Source organism: Termitidicoccus mucosus, from assembly GCF_038725785.1.
Classification (GTDB): domain Bacteria; phylum Verrucomicrobiota; class Verrucomicrobiia; order Opitutales; family Opitutaceae; genus Termitidicoccus; species Termitidicoccus mucosus.
In genome coordinates this window covers 434,030-450,314 of sequence record NZ_CP109796.1, presented here as the reverse complement: position 1 = coordinate 450,314, position 16,285 = coordinate 434,030, and the positions used below count along the sequence as shown (strand labels likewise).

Annotated in this window: 16 protein-coding genes; 6 read left to right on the top strand and 10 right to left on the bottom strand. The window is 58.0% G+C overall.

Going from position 1 to position 16,285, the window contains the following annotated elements:
• Positions 1-30: 30 nt before the first annotated feature.
• The 6 genes from OH491_RS01620 to OH491_RS01595 all read left to right on the top strand — a co-directional run bounded on the left by OH491_RS01620 (position 31) and on the right by OH491_RS01595 (position 5,669).
• The gene (locus OH491_RS01620; RefSeq protein ID WP_145928671.1) at positions 31-369 is read left to right on the top strand and encodes a hypothetical protein; all 339 of its coding nucleotides are present in this window, start codon (positions 31-33) and stop codon (positions 367-369) included.
• A gap of 114 nt (positions 370-483) precedes the next feature.
• Positions 484-1,164 (top strand): ABC transporter ATP-binding protein, encoded by a 681-nt coding sequence (locus tag OH491_RS01615; RefSeq protein WP_068769627.1) that lies wholly within the window; start codon positions 484-486, stop codon positions 1,162-1,164.
• Positions 1,161-2,363 carry an ABC transporter permease gene (locus tag OH491_RS01610; RefSeq protein WP_068769628.1) on the top strand — a complete coding sequence of 401 codons (1,203 nt, stop codon included), beginning with the start codon at positions 1,161-1,163 and terminating at the stop codon, positions 2,361-2,363. Before OH491_RS01615 ends, OH491_RS01610 begins: the two co-directional genes overlap by 4 nt.
• 9 nt (positions 2,364-2,372) lie before the next feature.
• Positions 2,373-4,316 carry a S9 family peptidase gene (locus OH491_RS01605; protein ID WP_068769629.1) on the top strand — a complete coding sequence of 648 codons (1,944 nt, stop codon included), beginning with the start codon at positions 2,373-2,375 and terminating at the stop codon, positions 4,314-4,316.
• A 22-nt stretch (positions 4,317-4,338) separates the two neighbouring features.
• A complete protein-coding gene (locus OH491_RS01600; RefSeq protein WP_145928672.1) occupies positions 4,339-4,830 on the top strand; it encodes a hypothetical protein in 492 nt (163 codons plus the stop codon).
• A gap of 38 nt (positions 4,831-4,868) precedes the next feature.
• The gene (locus OH491_RS01595) at positions 4,869-5,669 is read left to right on the top strand and encodes a DUF3299 domain-containing protein (RefSeq protein WP_334319193.1); all 801 of its coding nucleotides are present in this window, start codon (positions 4,869-4,871) and stop codon (positions 5,667-5,669) included.
• Between the two features lie 463 nt (positions 5,670-6,132).
• On the opposite strand, the gene OH491_RS01590 is transcribed toward OH491_RS01595, so the two are convergent.
• The 10 genes from OH491_RS01590 to OH491_RS01545 form a co-directional block, all read right to left on the bottom strand.
• Complete coding sequence (locus OH491_RS01590; protein ID WP_068769632.1) at positions 6,133-6,585, bottom strand: JAB domain-containing protein; 453 nt, start codon at positions 6,583-6,585, stop codon at positions 6,133-6,135.
• 329 nt (positions 6,586-6,914) lie between these two features.
• Entirely contained in the window at positions 6,915-8,036 is a 1,122-nt protein-coding gene (locus OH491_RS01585) for a PDDEXK nuclease domain-containing protein (RefSeq protein ID WP_068769633.1), read from the bottom strand.
• A 503-nt stretch (positions 8,037-8,539) separates the two neighbouring features.
• Positions 8,540-8,974 (bottom strand): hypothetical protein, encoded by a 435-nt coding sequence (locus OH491_RS01580; protein WP_068769635.1) that lies wholly within the window; start codon positions 8,972-8,974, stop codon positions 8,540-8,542.
• Positions 8,975-9,049: 75 nt separating this feature from the next.
• Complete coding sequence (locus OH491_RS01575) at positions 9,050-9,301, bottom strand: hypothetical protein (protein ID WP_068769636.1); 252 nt, start codon at positions 9,299-9,301, stop codon at positions 9,050-9,052.
• Positions 9,298-9,927, bottom strand: coding sequence for a hypothetical protein (locus tag OH491_RS01570; RefSeq protein WP_068769637.1), 630 nt, complete (start codon positions 9,925-9,927; stop codon positions 9,298-9,300). Before OH491_RS01570 ends, OH491_RS01575 begins: the two co-directional genes overlap by 4 nt.
• Positions 9,924-11,162 (bottom strand): PilN domain-containing protein, encoded by a 1,239-nt coding sequence (locus OH491_RS01565; RefSeq protein ID WP_145928673.1) that lies wholly within the window; start codon positions 11,160-11,162, stop codon positions 9,924-9,926. The genes OH491_RS01570 and OH491_RS01565 overlap by 4 nt, the downstream gene beginning before the upstream one ends.
• Entirely contained in the window at positions 11,140-11,895 is a 756-nt protein-coding gene (locus tag OH491_RS01560) for a type II secretion system protein (protein ID WP_068769639.1), read from the bottom strand. Before OH491_RS01560 ends, OH491_RS01565 begins: the two co-directional genes overlap by 23 nt.
• A 48-nt stretch (positions 11,896-11,943) precedes the next feature.
• Entirely contained in the window at positions 11,944-13,092 is a 1,149-nt protein-coding gene (locus OH491_RS01555) for a GspE/PulE family protein (RefSeq protein WP_145928674.1), read from the bottom strand.
• Between the two features lie 50 nt (positions 13,093-13,142).
• Positions 13,143-14,498, bottom strand: coding sequence for a secretin N-terminal domain-containing protein (locus OH491_RS01550; RefSeq protein WP_334319194.1), 1,356 nt, complete (start codon positions 14,496-14,498; stop codon positions 13,143-13,145).
• A 48-nt stretch (positions 14,499-14,546) separates the two neighbouring features.
• Complete coding sequence (locus OH491_RS01545) at positions 14,547-16,277, bottom strand: InlB B-repeat-containing protein (RefSeq protein ID WP_068769642.1); 1,731 nt, start codon at positions 16,275-16,277, stop codon at positions 14,547-14,549.
• Positions 16,278-16,285: the final 8 nt, after the last annotated feature.

Below are 16,285 nucleotides of genomic sequence, written 5' to 3'. Positions count from 1 at the left end.
ATGCATGGCCCATGGAAAGATATTACGCTTGTGCAAGCGCGCTTCACGGCCCGTCTCGGAACCGCGAGCCTTCTCGGAAGGATCGTCGCGGTGCTGTCGGTGCTGTTACTTGCGACATTGGTGATTGGCAGCGTCTCGCCCGAAGTGCATGACCACGTTTGCCATACGGCGGCGACGGGACATGGTGATGACGATCATTGCGCGATTACGACCTACGCCGGCGGCGAAGTCTTGGCGTTGGCGCTTGTGCTCACGGTCGAGCCGCTGACGGTTTGCGAAGGCCCGACTCTGTTGTCCTCCGCCATTTTGGCGGTTTCGCAGTTTGATTATCGGTTGCAGCCCACGCGTGGGCCTCCGGTTTTGAGCTAATTCGTCTGGTTGCGTCCGGCTGATCTAGCCGGGCTTGAACCCCTCTCAAGTTGAGAAGGGAAAACCTGTAGGTGATCGGCAACGCAGCATGACTGCGTCCGACGATTAGCTCTCATGTCCATTCTTGCCATCTCTGCTTTGCAACGGTCCTTCGTGTCCCCGGACGGGGAGCGAAAACTCATCGTGGACGTTCCTAAATTCTCTCTCGAGGTGGGCGAACAGATCGCCCTACGCGGCGAGAGCGGTTCGGGCAAAACCACGTTTCTCAATCTCATCGCCGGCATCCTGACCCCGGACTCCGGTTCGATTCGGATCGGCGAGCGCGACATGGCGGCCTTGAGCGAGCCAGCACGGGACCGGCTCCGTGCTGAGAATATCGGCTATATTTTTCAGGTCTTCAATTTGCTTCAGGGCTATTCGTGCCTAGAGAACGTGCTGCTCGGCATGGCCTTTGGATCAGGCGCGGACCTAAGTCGGGCCACCGCGATGCTGGAACGGGTCGGTCTGGGTCATCGGTTACAGCACTCTCCGCGCCAGCTCTCCACCGGCCAGCAGCAACGAGTCGCGGCCGCCCGTGCGCTGGCCAACCGGCCCAAGCTGGTTTTGGCAGACGAACCGACCGGCAACCTGGATCACAAGAACGCGCGCGAGGCGCTCAGCTTGATCCGTGAGACCTGTCGCGAAAACGGTGCCGCCTTGTTGCTCGTAAGCCACGACCTCGAGGTGCTCGGAGCGTTCGATAACGTGCGCGACTTCATGGAACTTAACCGCGCGTTGAAGGAGACCAAGTCATGACGTTCCCCCTGATTGTATTTCGGAATCTCCGGCAGCACGCACTATCCACCATAATCACCGCGTTGGCGATTGCGCTTGCAGGCGGCCTGCTGATGTCGGTCTGGGTGGTGAAGACGCAATCGCAAGCGACGTTCACGCAGATGAACGCCGGTTTTGACGCCGTGCTCGGAGCTCGCGGCTCGAAACTCCAACTCGTGCTTAACGCCATTTTCCATCTCGAAGCGTCACCCGGTAACGTGGCGGCGGCTGACTACGAGGCGATTAAACTGCATCCGGCGGTAAAACTCGCGATTCCCATTGCAGTCGGAGATAATCTGCGCGGCTACCGCATCGTTGGCACGGTGCCCGAATTGTTCGACAAAGTGGAATACATGCAGGGAAAGAAATTCACCGTGCGCGAAGGGAAGGCATTTGATCCTTCGGCGAAGGAGGCGGTGATGGGCAGCTTTGTCGCCGAGCGGCTCGGACTCAAAGTGGGTGACGTTTTTCACCCTTTTCACGGGTTGATCTACGACGAAAAGAACCAACATGCGGACACTTACCATGTGACCGGAATCCTCGCTCCGTCGAATACGCCAGCAGACAAGGTGATTTGGATTCCGCTGCACGGCCTGCAGACGATGAGCGGCCATGATCCCAAGGCAGCGACGGACGTGAGTGCAGTCCTCATTCAGCTCAAGTCGCCCGCGTCGGGTTTCATGCTCGACATGATGTATAACAAGCAAGGCAACCGGCTGACCTTCGCCTATCCCGTCGGCTCGATCATGGCGGACCTGTTCAACAAGATTGGCTGGTTTGACCAAGTTTTGTCGCTGGTCGCCTACCTCGTCGCGGTCGTTTCCGCCGCAGGCGTGCTCGTGGCGATCTACAATTCGATGTCAGCTCGTCGGCGTGACATTGCGATTCTCCGGGCGCTGGGAGCACGCCGGCTCAGCTTGTTTGGCATCATCGTCGCGGAAGCTGCGGTGATAGGTGCGCTTGGCATGGTTGCGGCGTTTGCCGTTTACGGAGTCGTCGTCGGAGGCGTGGCGGCGATCATCCGGGCGCAGACCGGGGTGCTTCTCGAAATTTTCACCTACAATCCCGTTATGCTGTGGGCGCCGCTTGGCATGGTCGCCCTCTGCGCGCTCTGCGGACTCGTTCCAGCATGGAAAGCCTACCGCACCGATGTCGCCGAAAACCTTTCACCACTTTCCTGATGCCCTACGATGAAAAGACTTCCGCTCCTTGCCCTCTTGCTGCTTAGCCTCGGCGCTATCTGCCCCGGGGGTGAGGCATTATCGACGCCACCGCGTCTCGTGCCCTTGTGGGATTTTTTCCGCAATCCCGAGAAAACGAATTTCCAGCTTTCCCCCGATGGCCGTTACGTTTCGTGGCTTCAGCCGTGGGAGAGCCGCCTGAACATCTACGTGCAGCAGGTGGGATCGGACCAAGCCACGCGTGTAACCGGGGCGACCGAGCGGGACATTCGCAGTTACTTCTGGGCTTCCCCATCGCGCATCGCCTACCTGCGCGACAAGGGAGGCGATGAGAACTTTCATCTCTTCGCGGTCGATCCCGATGGCACTAACGACCGGGAGCTGACGCCATTCCCGGACGCGCGGGTTCAGATCGTGGATGACTTGAGTGATCTCGAAGACAATCACGGCGAGATCATCATTGAGACAAATCAGCGGAAACCGGAGATTTTTGACGCGTTCCGCATCGATACCAAATCCGGGGAAATGAAGCTCCTCGCAGAAAACCCGGGCAATGTCACGGGGTGGGTCACGGATCATAAGGGCCGCATTCGAGTCGCCACTACGAGCGACGGCGCGACGACCAGCCTGCTCTACCGAGCGACGGAGTCCGAACCGTTCAAGACGGTGCTGACAACGAGTTTTCGCGAAACACTGGCCCCGCTGTTTTTCACTTACGACGACCAGCAGCTTTATGCTTCGTCCAACCTCGGCCGTGACAAACAAGCCATTGTGCGCATCGATCCCGCCACAGCTAAGGAAGTGGAGGTGATTTTTGAACATCCGCAGGTGGACGTTTCAAACCTACTGGCTTCGCGGAAACGCAAGACGGTCACGGGCGTGGCTTACGAGGTTACCCGGCTGGAATATCATTTTTTCAACCCGGACGATCCACGGGCGAAACTTCAGACGGACCTCAAACGCCGTCTGCCGGGATACGATGTGTCCATCGCCAGTATGAGCCGGGATGAAACTAAAGTGCTCGTGCGGACTTCGAGCGACAAATCCCGCGGAGCTTATTATTTCTACGATCTGGTTTCAGGGGACTTTCGGAAGCTCGTGGATGTTTCGCCGTGGTTGAATGAAGCCGACATGGCGGACATGCAGTCGGTCCATTTCAAAGCCCGTGACGGACTTCAATTGACAGGCTACCTCACCGTGCCGCGTGGCGTGGTTCAGAAGAAATTGCCCGCCATTATCAATCCCCATGGAGGACCGTGGGCGCGCGATTCTTGGGGCTTCGACCCCGAGGTGCAATTTCTGGCCAACCGCGGCTATGCGGTTCTTCAAATCAATTTTCGGTCGTCCACGGGATTTGGTCGGAAGTTCTGGGAGGCGGGGTTCAAAAAATGGGGACGGGAAATGCAGGATGATCTGACTGATGGCGTGAATTGGCTGATCGCCCAAGGCATCGCCGATCCGAAGAAAATCGGCATCTATGGCGGTTCTTATGGCGGCTATGCGACTTTAGCTGGCCTCGCCTTTACGCCAGAGGTCTATGCGGCTGGGGTCGATTATGTGGGACCATCAAATCTGTTTACGCTGCTAGCGAGCCTCCCGCCCTATTGGGATCCGTTCCGAGCAATGATGTATGAGCAAGTCGGCGATCCGGAGACGGACAAGGACTTGGTGCGCGCGGCCTCGCCGCTCTTCAGCGCGGATAAAATCCGTGCTCCTCTCCTGGTGATCCAAGGTGCGAACGACCCGCGCGTAAAGAAAGCAGAGGCGGAGCAGATCGTCGCAGCATTGAAGGAACGGGGGATCGACGTGCCCTACATCGTCAAGGCTAACGAAGGCCATGGATTTTCGAACGAAGAAAACCGTATTGAAGTTTACACGGCGATGGAAGCGTTCTTCGCCAAACACCTCGGTGGCCGCAGCGAACAATCCACGCAACCGGCTAAACCCGAGTGATGAACTGTCCGCCTATATGAAAATGAAAAATCGTCTATCATCCATCATCATTGCGCTGTTGCTGATTCCGCTAATTCTGTCCTTTGGCTGCTCAAAACAGAACACGGAAGGCGCCGCGGCAATTCCTCACAAGCACGAGCATACCCCGCCCCATGGGGGAACGCCCGTGGTCTTGGGAGATGAAGTCTATCATATCGAGCTGGTTCTCGACCAAGTCGCCGGGAAACTCCAAGCCTATGTCTTCGACGGAGAACTGGAAAACTTCATCCGTTCCTCAGTCCCATCGTTCGAGATAGTCGCGACAATCAATGGTAAACCAGAGACTCTGACGTTCGAGCCGGTCGCCAACCCTGCAACGGGTGAAACTGTTGGTGACACTTCGCTCTTCGAGACGCAAATGGAGTGGCTGAAAACCACCAAGGAGTTCGATGCAACGCTCAAGAGTATCGTTATACGAGGCACCACGTTTAGCGGTGTTCAATTCAATTTTCCAAAAGGGAACGATAAGGATTAGCTATGAAATCATCTTTACTTAATACAAGAGTCGCGCTTATGGTCATCATTCTCTCGCCGCCCCTCTTTGCGATGATTTATGGTGGCTTTGGTTCGCGTTTTGGCGGGTATCCTTCCCGTAGCGACGGTCGGTTCACCTCGGATGGGACTTATGATCCTTCACAACAGCGCTTTTCAGATTCGGAACCCGTGGCCGATCCATTCGCCGTTTCTGAATCATCGCTGGCGCGACTGGAGCGCTTGGCGACCGAAGACCAGGTAACGAAATCGCAGCCCGCAGGCAGTGCTGCTGCCGTGTCGGCGCAGGAAGCGACACGAGAGTCACAAACAACCGAAACGGTAACCGATATGATGGCTCCGGTTCAGCAGGTAGTGGCCACGCCGGTCGTTACAACGGCTGCGGCGACTGAATCGCTCCCAGAAATTGCGAAAGACAAAGATGGCTATTGGCAGATCAGTTTCCAGAACCTCGCTTCATTCCCTTATGCGTTACCGCCGCCAGACAGTGCCCCGACACCGGGGGCAAAGAAGGACATTCCGGAGAACATCCAGTCTCTGGACGGTAAACCTGTGTGCCTTAGCGGCTACATGTTGCCGATCCAGATGGGAGGAGGCTTGGTCAAAGAATTCCTGCTGATTCGCAGCCCGATGTTCTGTTGCTACGGCGTGGTGCCGGCACCGAATGAGTGGGTCGTCGTGAAGATGAAAGGCAAAGGGACGGCGCCTATGATGGATGTGCCTTTGAACTTCTACGGCACGCTACATATCGGAGAACTCTACGAGGATCGGATGTTCACGGGCATTTACCAACTCGATGGCGAGAAAGTATCAGTTAACTAAGCTGCATCGTTTAGCTCTGGTCTGTTGCAGGTGTCTTCGGCTGTGCGCCAGTGCCGAACCACATCGTGCATGCGTTTCTCGGAATCCGCTACATTTCTACTGTCATAATCAGTGAGCTATAACGATATTGAGGGCTCCGCATCGCGTCCGCCCAAAAAAGACACGAGCGTAGGCGCTCGGAGTTCAAATTGTGTGTAACCACGATTGGGAACGTGTCGCTGCGATGAGCTCGTCGCCCACGCTCGCATACGTGCATTCCGGCTCCTGAAAGACACTGGACACAACGTTTGTCATTTTCGAATTCTGAAGATCAATCGGTCAGAGTATGGCAGGCACTATCGACATAACAATATTAAATAGGACTCCTCCCCAAGATAGCCGGGCATATTTTGGCTTCATGCACCGACACTTCTAGGAGTCCCGTACGCGTCTGTCGACGTTGGGTCAATGTGAGCCAATGTGGTCATAGCATCCCGGCCTGTCGAAAAGAATAATATCCGACATGCTGCGGGTCGTCTTCGGAAGTGCCGACGATAATATGGTCTAGGAGCTCAATCTCCATGATTTTCGCCGCCTCTTGCAATTGGCGGGTGAGCCGAATATCGGCCCCGCTTGGTGTCGGATCCCCGCTCGGATGGTTATGCGAGAGCACGATAGATGCAGCGGAAGCAAGGATTGCGATTTTGAAGATTTCGCGGGGGTGCGCGAGTGAGCAGGTTAACGTTCCCAATGTAATCATCGTGCGGCTGATCGGTTTGTTTTTTCGGTCAAGGCAGATGACCCAAAGGCCTTCCTGACAGGGATTCTTCTCAAAGGCATCTTTGATATATTCGACAATTTGATCCGGTGTATTGATAGCTTCCACGTTACCGAGTTGAATGATGCTATAGGTAATGCTGGCTTCATAGATCCTCATGGTTGCACAGGCGGCGGATGCAGTGCGCTTCCCCGAAACCATTCCGGGGTATCAGCGGTGCTCCGCGCCCGGCCTCTTCGGGCACGCCGAGTCACGGGCAGGCGCGCCGAGGAGCGCTAGCGACGAGGGGGAAGCACCTGCCCGGAAAGGTGGAGCCGCGCCCCCGCGCGGACTTACCTTGACCGGCGTGACACAATGGAGAAAACGGCGGGGCGGAATATCAGTCTTCCCCGAAAAGCTGGTGCGTTGAGTGCAGCGTCCCCAAAAAATAATCAAACAGTCGCGCCCTCCAACCGGAGCGTCGCCCACAGCCCAAAGGCCAGAATCGTTTATCCTGATTTGCGCCTAGCCTCCAACCGCTCTCGCGTTCTCTCGATTTCTTTCGCGAGCAATTTTTCTTTCGGCAGGATCAGCCGGTATTCGCGGGCCAGCACCTGATTGGGCAATCCTTCCAGCGCATATTGGGCGAGTACGTCATTGGATTCGGAGCAGAGGATCAACCCGACAGGGCGATTTTCGCCTTCCTGCATCCAGTGTTCCCGCGCATAGTTCAGGTACATGTGCATCTGGCCGGCATCGGCATGGGTGAGTTTCCCAATTTTCAGGTCGATCACAATGAGGCAGCGCAACCGCCGGTGAAAGAAAAGCAGATCGACACGATACCACTCTTCACCAATCCGCAGCCGTCGCTGCCGACCGATGAACGCGAAGTTTTCTCCCAACTCCAAAAGAAATTTTTCCAGGTGCAGGAGCAGTGCCTCCTCCAAGTCCGATTCGGAGTACTCGTCCTTCAAGCCAAGAAATTCGAGCACGAGCGGGTCCTTCACCTCATCATCTGCGTTCACACGCTCCTCGGGGCGCGTTTTCGCTTCTTTGATCAACATCTCCGCCTTGTTCTGCGAAAGCGCGGTGCGCTCGTAAAAAAGCGTGCTGATCTGCCGGTCGAGCTGGCGTTCCGACCACCCGCCGCGCAACGCTTCGGTCTCATAAAATTGCCGCGCATGCTCGTCCTTGACCGCCATCAACCGCACATAGTGCGACCACGGCAGGGGAAATGATCGCACTGCCACGCGCAAATCGGCAGACGGCGTCTGCTGGATTGCGCCGTCCGATTCTTCCGATTCGGCAGACACTGTCTGCCGAATCGGCCACTCCAAATAAAACGTCCGGAAATTGCGCAGATTCCGCAGGGAGAAGCCACGCCCAAATCGAGCCGTGAGATCGCGTGCCAGACGCTCCAGCAATTCCTCGCCGTAGGCAGCGCGTCTTGCGCCCTTCTGCTCATATTCGACGATACAGCGCCCGATTTTCCAGTACGTCGCCGTCATTACGGCGTTGATCGCGCGTGTCGAGGTGCGGCGGGCTGTCTCCAGCAGATGATTCAACTCCGCAATCAGACTATCGTAGTGCGGGGGCTTCGCGGACGGTACGGATGCAAAATCGGAGCTCATGATTCAGCGCAATTCGATCAACCCCGTTTTTCCGGTCGTAAGGTCAACGAGTAACTGGACAACAGCGCGCTTGCCGATGCCATCGAGTCGGATGAAGCAATCCGCGAAGTCCAAACGAGAGCAGTGTTGAAGATTCTGCAGAATCTCCCATGCAGCGCGCTCACCTGACGATGCTCCCGGATGACCGCGGGCCATCGTGCGCAACGTGTGTAGCGCTATTTCGCTTTGCGGACTCATGGCGTGCAGCGGAGCATCCGCAAATGTACGATTTGTTGCCGCTCGGCAGTGACGGAGTAGGCAAACAGAGGCTTCATCAGTGGAATTCTCGATGGTTAATTTTTCCCGGCCTCAGCTCCTCTACCCTGGCCACTTGGGTCAGAGCCGCGCGCACGGTCTCATGCGTGGGCGTGCTTTGGCAGCACTCGAAGTTCACAGCAACTTGCGAACTCCGCCTAACCGAAGTGGTGTCGATGTAACGATGGCGGACCGGGGAATATCCATGATTAACCAGCCGACATCGCCATGCCGGGCTTGGGGCCGGTGAGCATCTGGCGATTCTGCCGATTCATTTCGCGCAGCACTTCACCGACGAAGGCCTTGTCCTTGTAGTAAGGCTGAACTCCCTCCAGCCGCTGATCGATGCGGGACTTCACTTCCTGAGGCTGGGCATTGTAGAATGCCTTCGCCTGCGGGAGCTGCTTCTCGATCAGCCGCATGTCGGTTTCGTGCCGCTGCATATCCTTGTAGAGAAGCATATCGCGGGCACGTTCGGGCGCTTCACGGACGACGCGAGTATAATATTCCACGTCGCCGGCGTTGGCGACCTTGTAGGCGTCGAGACGTTTCTGCACTTCGGGATTGTTGCGGAACTGCAACGGTCCCTCATTTTCAGGCGGGAGCGTGACTGTATTGTCATTGGGTTTGGGTTTGATAGCCATGTTGACGGTGGATTATGCCGACCACTTGAGAGGTGCGGGACGGCGACTGGGCACCAAGGCGGAGGAGCCGCCAAATTATTTGATGACGGGATTGAACGGCGGTTCGGACGTCCCGCGAACCAGACGGAGCGCGAGATCGAACTGCGCGCACACGTCCTCGGAATCGTGCCGTGCAAGTGCGAAGGCCATGAGCGTCTTCGCGTCCACCACCGGCTTCTGTTTGCTGGCTGGCAGATCTGGGTCGCCGAGGCGTTTGTTCAGTTCATCGGCGGCTTGGTAGAACTCAGCCGCAACAGTTTCGGGAAGTTGGATATTGAGTGTGATCATAAGCGATTGGGTTGAGAGAGTTGAGTTGATAACACGATTGCCGACGGCCTGCCCGGAGGGTCGGGACGGGACGACCAGCGAAGCGAAGGACCGCGCCCGACCTTCCGGGCGCTTGCCGGCCCCTCTGCGTCCGGGAACATCGCGCCGGTTGACCGGCGCGTGGTTCCCGGACTGCTCCGCACGGTGATTTCAACGGTCGCGATTTCACGTTTGGTCCGGCTGCCGCGAGAACGAATGTCCAGCGATTCGATCTGCCCTCGTACTTCAAGTTTGCTAATGAACGTAACCAGACAGGTCCAAGAAATCGCACCGGTCGTGTAACGGGTCCGGGTGATACCATCGGTTTCGGACGGCAATGCCTGGGTCTGCCAAGACGTCGGTGGCAACCAATCTGGCTTGGCCGGTGGCGCTTCGAACCGCGCCAGCTCCGTGCGCAGGTGTGACACTGACTCGGCGTTGAACGGCGCGAGTCGTTCTTTCTCCGCCAAGAGCACCTCCATTTCGTTGTCGGGGTGCAGTCCTTGGGGCAGCCCGTGCCGGCGCACGATAATGGTTACCGCAAGGAGCATGAGGCTGGCCGCAAAAACTGCCCAGCAGAGCCGCGAAATTTTGAAGAAGGGTTTCATTGCCAAATTCCCTTCATTACAAAGTCTGAATCGGGCGGAGTACCGGCTGGTTCGGCGAACTGTCGCGGAGGTTTGCCGCGCTGAAGCGTCTCGCACCATGCGCGCCAGTCCGGTTCAACGAGACCGGGACCGCTGATACCCCCAGTCAGAGTGAACCCATTGTCGTTGGCTTGCACTCGGGTGAGAACAACTTGGGCCGGCAATCTGCGAACAAGTGACTGGAGGAATTTTTCGCCGATACGGCCATGGGAGGTGAAGGCTGCCAATTGCGTTTGGAGTTGGCGGATTTCGATTTCATTTTTTCGGAGCGAGGCGACCTCGGCGCGAAGCTGCTCAATCCTGGTTGTTTGCTGCTCCGCGTGATCGCGTTGAGCGAGCGTGTCCCGGACGAATTGGGCTCCCAACACACCTGCGGCCAGCAACACGACTGTCGTCAGTCCCGTCACGAGGCGATTGCCGGTTAGTCGCATTGGCGCTGGAAGCAGCTGATTGGGCTGGGTCAGCGACAGGGCAAGCGCTGCGCGGATGACATCGCGGCACGTGAGATCGGCCCGTCCGAACGGTTCGGCACCGGCTACTTGAGTGGTCAAGCGCGTGCCTGCTTCGTCGAAAGATACCATATACAATGCCGCATCCTCACGCTCGAAGGCCTGCTGCACCGTCGTCGCCACAAGCTCCGCCGCAGCGACGCCTGTTGCGGATTGGAACTCGCGCCGCCCCTCGGAGGTGTGGCGGAAGACCGCAGACTGGTTGTCCGCAACGGCGACCACGGTAAGTGCACCGGTGTCGGGCCAATCCTCCGGAACAAGATTCAAGGCCGTAGCGAACGGCCATGCGCCCTCGACGGCTACGGCCTGCTCTCGTAATGCTTCGACCAACGGCAAGAGCCCGGGCTCAGGCTCATAGTGAAGCAAAGTCTCGTTGCGTCGGCCAATGATCGGCTCGTAGCTCCAGGCACATTCTGCTTGAGCGATAGACGGGTATTCCGCCTGCAAAGCAGCTTGCAAGGTGGCCCGGCTCCCGTTCGGGCATTGCACCGGCACACTCACCAGCGACGGCGGCTGATAGATGAGGCGGAGTTTCGCCGGTTTGCCATGTTCGGCAAAATGGGCCAGCAACACTTTGAATGCATGGCCGGGTTCGCCAAACACGATTGGCTCGGGATGACCGTCAATCCACCAGCGATCTCCCCAGAGCAACGCGACCGTCGGATCAGATGGACGTGAGGTAAACATATACATCGGTGACTCCGTTGTTGGGGGCTGCATAGGCGACAAGACCAGTATCGCTGGCCGCGCCTTCCAAAGGCGCGAGTTGTGCGCCGTTCATCGCCATGGCGAGTTCGTAGGCGTCGCGCGCCGGGCACGACGGGATCACGAGATACGCGACGATGCTGTTCGCGTTCAGATTAGTAAAACCGTCCAGCAAAAAGTTGGCGCCCAGTGCGGCGGACGGTACCAGACTGGGGTTGGCCATGCGCGCCTCGGCCCGAGTGACGGCTGACCAATCCCGCTGGGGAGCTGCGTCGGGCGTCATGACGAAGGCGAGCACCGCCTGATTCCAAGTGAGCTCGTTGCCTGTTCCTGTGGACATGTACGTCTGTGTTCCCATACGCAACGAGAGCGGACGTTCCAAACGTCCCGTGGCCAGCAACACGGTATCAAGCCTGGCGGCGTTGCTTTTGGCTATGTCAGTTGCGCCGGTAAGGGCGGCTCCAGAGGTAGGTATGCCCATGCCCTCGGTGCGAGGCAGGCTGCCGTTGCCGCCGGCCAGCGCGAGGTAATCCACGAGGGCGGTCTTGAGTGTATCGACGGTTCGCACAACCTGTTGCACGCGGGCATTGCGCAGGGCATCGAAACCCTTCGGAAGCAGCAGCCCGACCAATACAGCGACGATCGCGAGGACGAGCACGAGTTCGAGCAGAGAATAGCCTTGGGAATGATGATATTTTGGGAGATGTTTTTTCATAGGGTGGACGGTTTAGGTTAAGGGCCGCGGCCGCATAGCCCGGGAAAATCAGAGAACGCGTGCGACCTCCTCCACGGTGGTGAGTCCGGTCGCGGCCGCATGGAGCCCGCTATCCCAGAGCGTACGGTATCCCTCGGATTCGCGGAGCGAAACAAGGTCGGCCAATGGGGCGTCGGCGGCGATGGGAGCCAGAAACGATTTCGCCGGGATGACTTCATGGATCGCCAGTCGCCCATAAAAACCGCGCCCATGGCATTTCGGACAACCTCTCGACTGATAAAATTGCCCTTCGGGCAAACGGTAACGTTGCCGCAATTGTTCGAGTTGTGGATGCGGTGTCCGACAAGCGGGACAAAGACGACGCACCAGCCGCTGAGCCGCAACCATCCGAAGGCATGCGGCGATGAGAAAACTTTCGACCCCGAGGTCGCGTAAACGCAGGATTGCGGAAAGCGCGTCGTTCGTATGCAGGGTCGAAAGCACGAGGTGCCCGGTGAGCGCGCCGCGGATCGCCAGTTGCGCGGTCTCGGCATCGCGCATTTCGCCGACGAGCATCACGTCGGGGTTTTGGCGCAGGAGCGCCCGCAGGGCAGAGGCGAAGGTAAGTCCGATCTTTTCTCGAATCTCGGTTTGGCGAATAGCCGCGAATTCATATTCGACCGGATCCTCCAGAGTGTGAATCACCCGGCCACGGTAGTCCAAGGCGTGCAGCGCGGCGTGCAGTGTCGTCGTCTTGCCCGAGCCGGTCGGACCTGTAAGCAGGATCAGGCCGGCGGGTCCGTTGAGTGCGTCTTCAAGCGCGTTCGCTTGAGACTCGGTCAGACCCAATTCGGTAAAGGATTGGACCGGCATGGTCTGGTCGAGAAGCCGGATGACCAGATTTTCGCCGTGCACGGTGGGAAGTGTGCTCAATCGCAGATGATAGCGCCGACCATTCTCCTTGAGCACGGCTCGTCCATCTTGCGGGAGCCGGCGCTCGGTGATATCCATGCCTCCGAAGATCTTTCCACGCGCGAGCAAGGCATCACGTTGCGCGAGCGGCACGGTGATATGATCGTGCATTTCGCCATCGAGACGGAAACGAACCAGCAGTGCGGTTTCCTTCGGTTCGAAGTGAACGTCGCTCGCACCGTCTCTGGCGGCGATGCGCAGAATCATATCGAGCATCCGCGTGGCATCGACGGTCGGATCGACCACGGTGGGCGGTGCGGTTGGGCGCGACCGGAACGTCTGGAGCAATTCACGTATCACGGGATCAAGTGCGGGGTGAGAAAGATCACGAGTTCGGTGCGGTTGCGCAGCGTAGCTTGGCTGCGGAAGGCGAGGCCGAGGAGCGGTACGCGGCTCAGTACCGGCACCGCGCGTGTGCTGGAGCCGCTTTCCTCGGAGATGAGTCCGCCGATGACGGCGGTTTCGCCATTGCGGAGCCGCACAATGGTTGAGGCTTGTTTGACCTCGGTGACCGGGGCGGTCTGCTTGCCGTCCGGACTGGTCACGATGGATTGCAGCCGCGTGATGGCCGGAAGCACGTCCAGGGTGATCACGCCATCGTTATCCACTTGGGGTGTGACCGCGAGGATGGTGCCGATCGTGATGGTGGAAATGGAAAACGTCTCCTGGGTCTGATTATACGGCACCGTCGTGCCTGCCTGCTGGTATGTCGTGGATTGCTGGAGACGAAAGAACGGTCGGTCTTCTCCCACCTTGATAAAGGCGGTCTGATTGTTGAGCGCTCGCAATCGCGGTTGCGCGACGGTAGTGACATCGCCCTGTTGTTTGAGGGCCTGAATAATCGCGGTGGCTTTGCCGAGCCCGAGGTTCGCCGCAAAGGAACTGTTTCCAAACACAGAGCCTCCGACACCGGTGACCGCGAGAGGCGCACTGGCGTCGAGACGCAGATCACCGAGCGCGCTGGTGGCCAGTTCCCAATCGACGCCGAGCTTCTGTTCATCGCGCAAAGTGACTTCCACCAAGCGCGCCTCGATTTCCACTTGGCGCGAGATGCGACGATTCACGAGTTCGATGAACGCGCGGATCACGTCGTGCCGTGAAAGCGGAGCCGTGACCTGCGCGATCCCACTGAAGCGGTTGAGCACCAAGCTGTCTTTCTCGCCAAGCATGGTTCGTAGCTCCGCCTCCAGGCCGGCCCAGAATGTGTTGGGATTTTCCTGCGAAATGGAAACTTGCGTGGCATCCGAGGCGGCATCCATTGATTGGTTTGATCGATTCGGGTAGGTGCTCTGCGCATGCAGATTCTGGCTTGTATCATAGCCGCCATTCATTCCTCCCAACGTGATCGACGCGCTCCCGAAACCGGACCGGGTGAGTTGCGGATAATCGATGGCATAAAGGACGGTCTTGCGTTGCCGCACGGCAATGGCGGTGCCTTGTTCCTCGAAAAAATAATCGTATGGGACGGTCAGGGCAGCCAAGGCATCGCGCAGGGTGCCTCCGCCAACCTCCACAGTGACTTTTCCGATAATGTCGGAATCGACAAGAATCGTCGTGTGCGTGGCGCGGCCGAGAGAACGCAAGGCATCAGGCAAAGCAGCGGACTCGAAACGCAAGCGTTCGACCGGTTGATCAAGCATGGCGGCGCTCACGGGCACGACAAAGAGGATGCAAAGGAGTATTTTCATTATAAATACGGTTTAGGGTTGCTCGATGACGAAGGGCACCAATCCACGGTTGGTTTCGCTTTGCAGCAGCGTGCGATTCGGCGCGCGGTATTTGAGGACCGCAGGCGCGACAACATTGAACGTCCGCACCACGGGCAGGGCCGGGAGGTAAAAATCGTTTCCATCCTGCCTCGCTTCGACTGAAACAATGCCCGGAGCGATGACTTGGAGTTGGTTGCCCATAATCATGGCCGGTCCGCTCACCCCATAATACACGGGCAGACCGGAAGAGGCGACGGCGTTTAGGCTAAGCGCAGCCGCGCCGACGCTGACGTCGGCCAAGGCGGGAAATGAAATGGCCTGCGCCTGTTTGCCCGCAAACACAGCCTGAACCAACTTGGGGGCATCCATCACAATGACCACGGTCGGGACCATCCCGGTGGCATCGCCCGCCCAGCCGGCGAATCGCGCATTGGGCGCAGGGGTGGCCGAAATCGTGACGATGGAACCGTGGGGATAAGTGCCGCCCATGGTAACGATTCCGCTCCCAATGGCACTGGTCACCAAAGAATAGGACTTGAGTGCAAACAGCGCATGCACGGCGCGGTTGCGATTCATCAGAATCGAGATGGGATTATTCGTTCCGGACGCATCGCCACTCCATCCGACGAAATCATGCAGGGCATCCGGAGTGGCCGTGACCAATACGGAGCTCCCTTCCATAAAAAGACCGCCAGGCGAAACGGTGCCGCCACTGCCCGCGGAGGTGACGAGCGAGAACTGAACCAGAACGGGAGCTTCGACTGTAACGGTGTGAGTAAGGGTCGGGGAGGTCGCGCCGGACGCATCCGTTGCGCAGGCGGTATAGGTCACGGTGCGTGGTCCGGTATCAGCACTCTGATTACTCGCTTCACTCGTGGAGCCGTTTCCACCTTCAGTTGAGGCAAAGGCACCGCCGTCCTTCCAGATGTGGATCGTACGCAAATTGCCATCCGGGTCGGTCGCGCGTGCGCTGATGGTATAGCGCTGACCGCTATCTACCACCGCAGGCACAGCGCCCCAGACGATCGTCGGGGCGGCATTCGGTGGCGTATCAATGGTGATGGTGTGGGAAATGACCGCAGAGGAGAGCCCGGCGCTATCCACAGCCTGGGCGGTAAATGTCACTGTGCCTGGAGTCCCGTCGGAAGTGAAATTACCGGAATCGCCGTCCGCGCCATTGCCTCCCCCGGAAAAAGCGAAAGGCTGTCCATTTTTCCACACGTTGACTTGCGTCAAGTTGCCATCCGGATCGTGCGCGCGTGCAGAAATGCGATAAGTTTGCCCCACCGTGGCAGAACTTGGAGCTTCCTGCCATTCGATGCTCGGGGCTTGGTTGGCTGGAGGGGGATTTTCGAGGGTGATTTCCGTCATCCTTATCCAGCCGCTCGTAATTGAGCTGTTGAGGCGGATCGTGTGGTCGCCAGCCTGGAGATTAAATTCACGATAGCCTTTGTCTCCAAGCGATCCGTAGGAGCCGCCATATCGGGCGAAGAAGATCAGTTCATCCACTCCGGTATCAGGGCGACGGCGAGAAATGGTGATATTCGACGTGCCGCTGAGGGCTTCGAGCCGGAAGCGAAGGATTTGTGGGCTGCTGACGTTGAACCAGTATTGGTAGGTTCCGATATTCAGTTGGCCGTTTCGCGATTCGAGAAATGAAACGATTTCGTCGGCACAAACATGGGCAGCAAACCCCATCAAACTGAGAATAAGCGCGGCCATACGCCGCA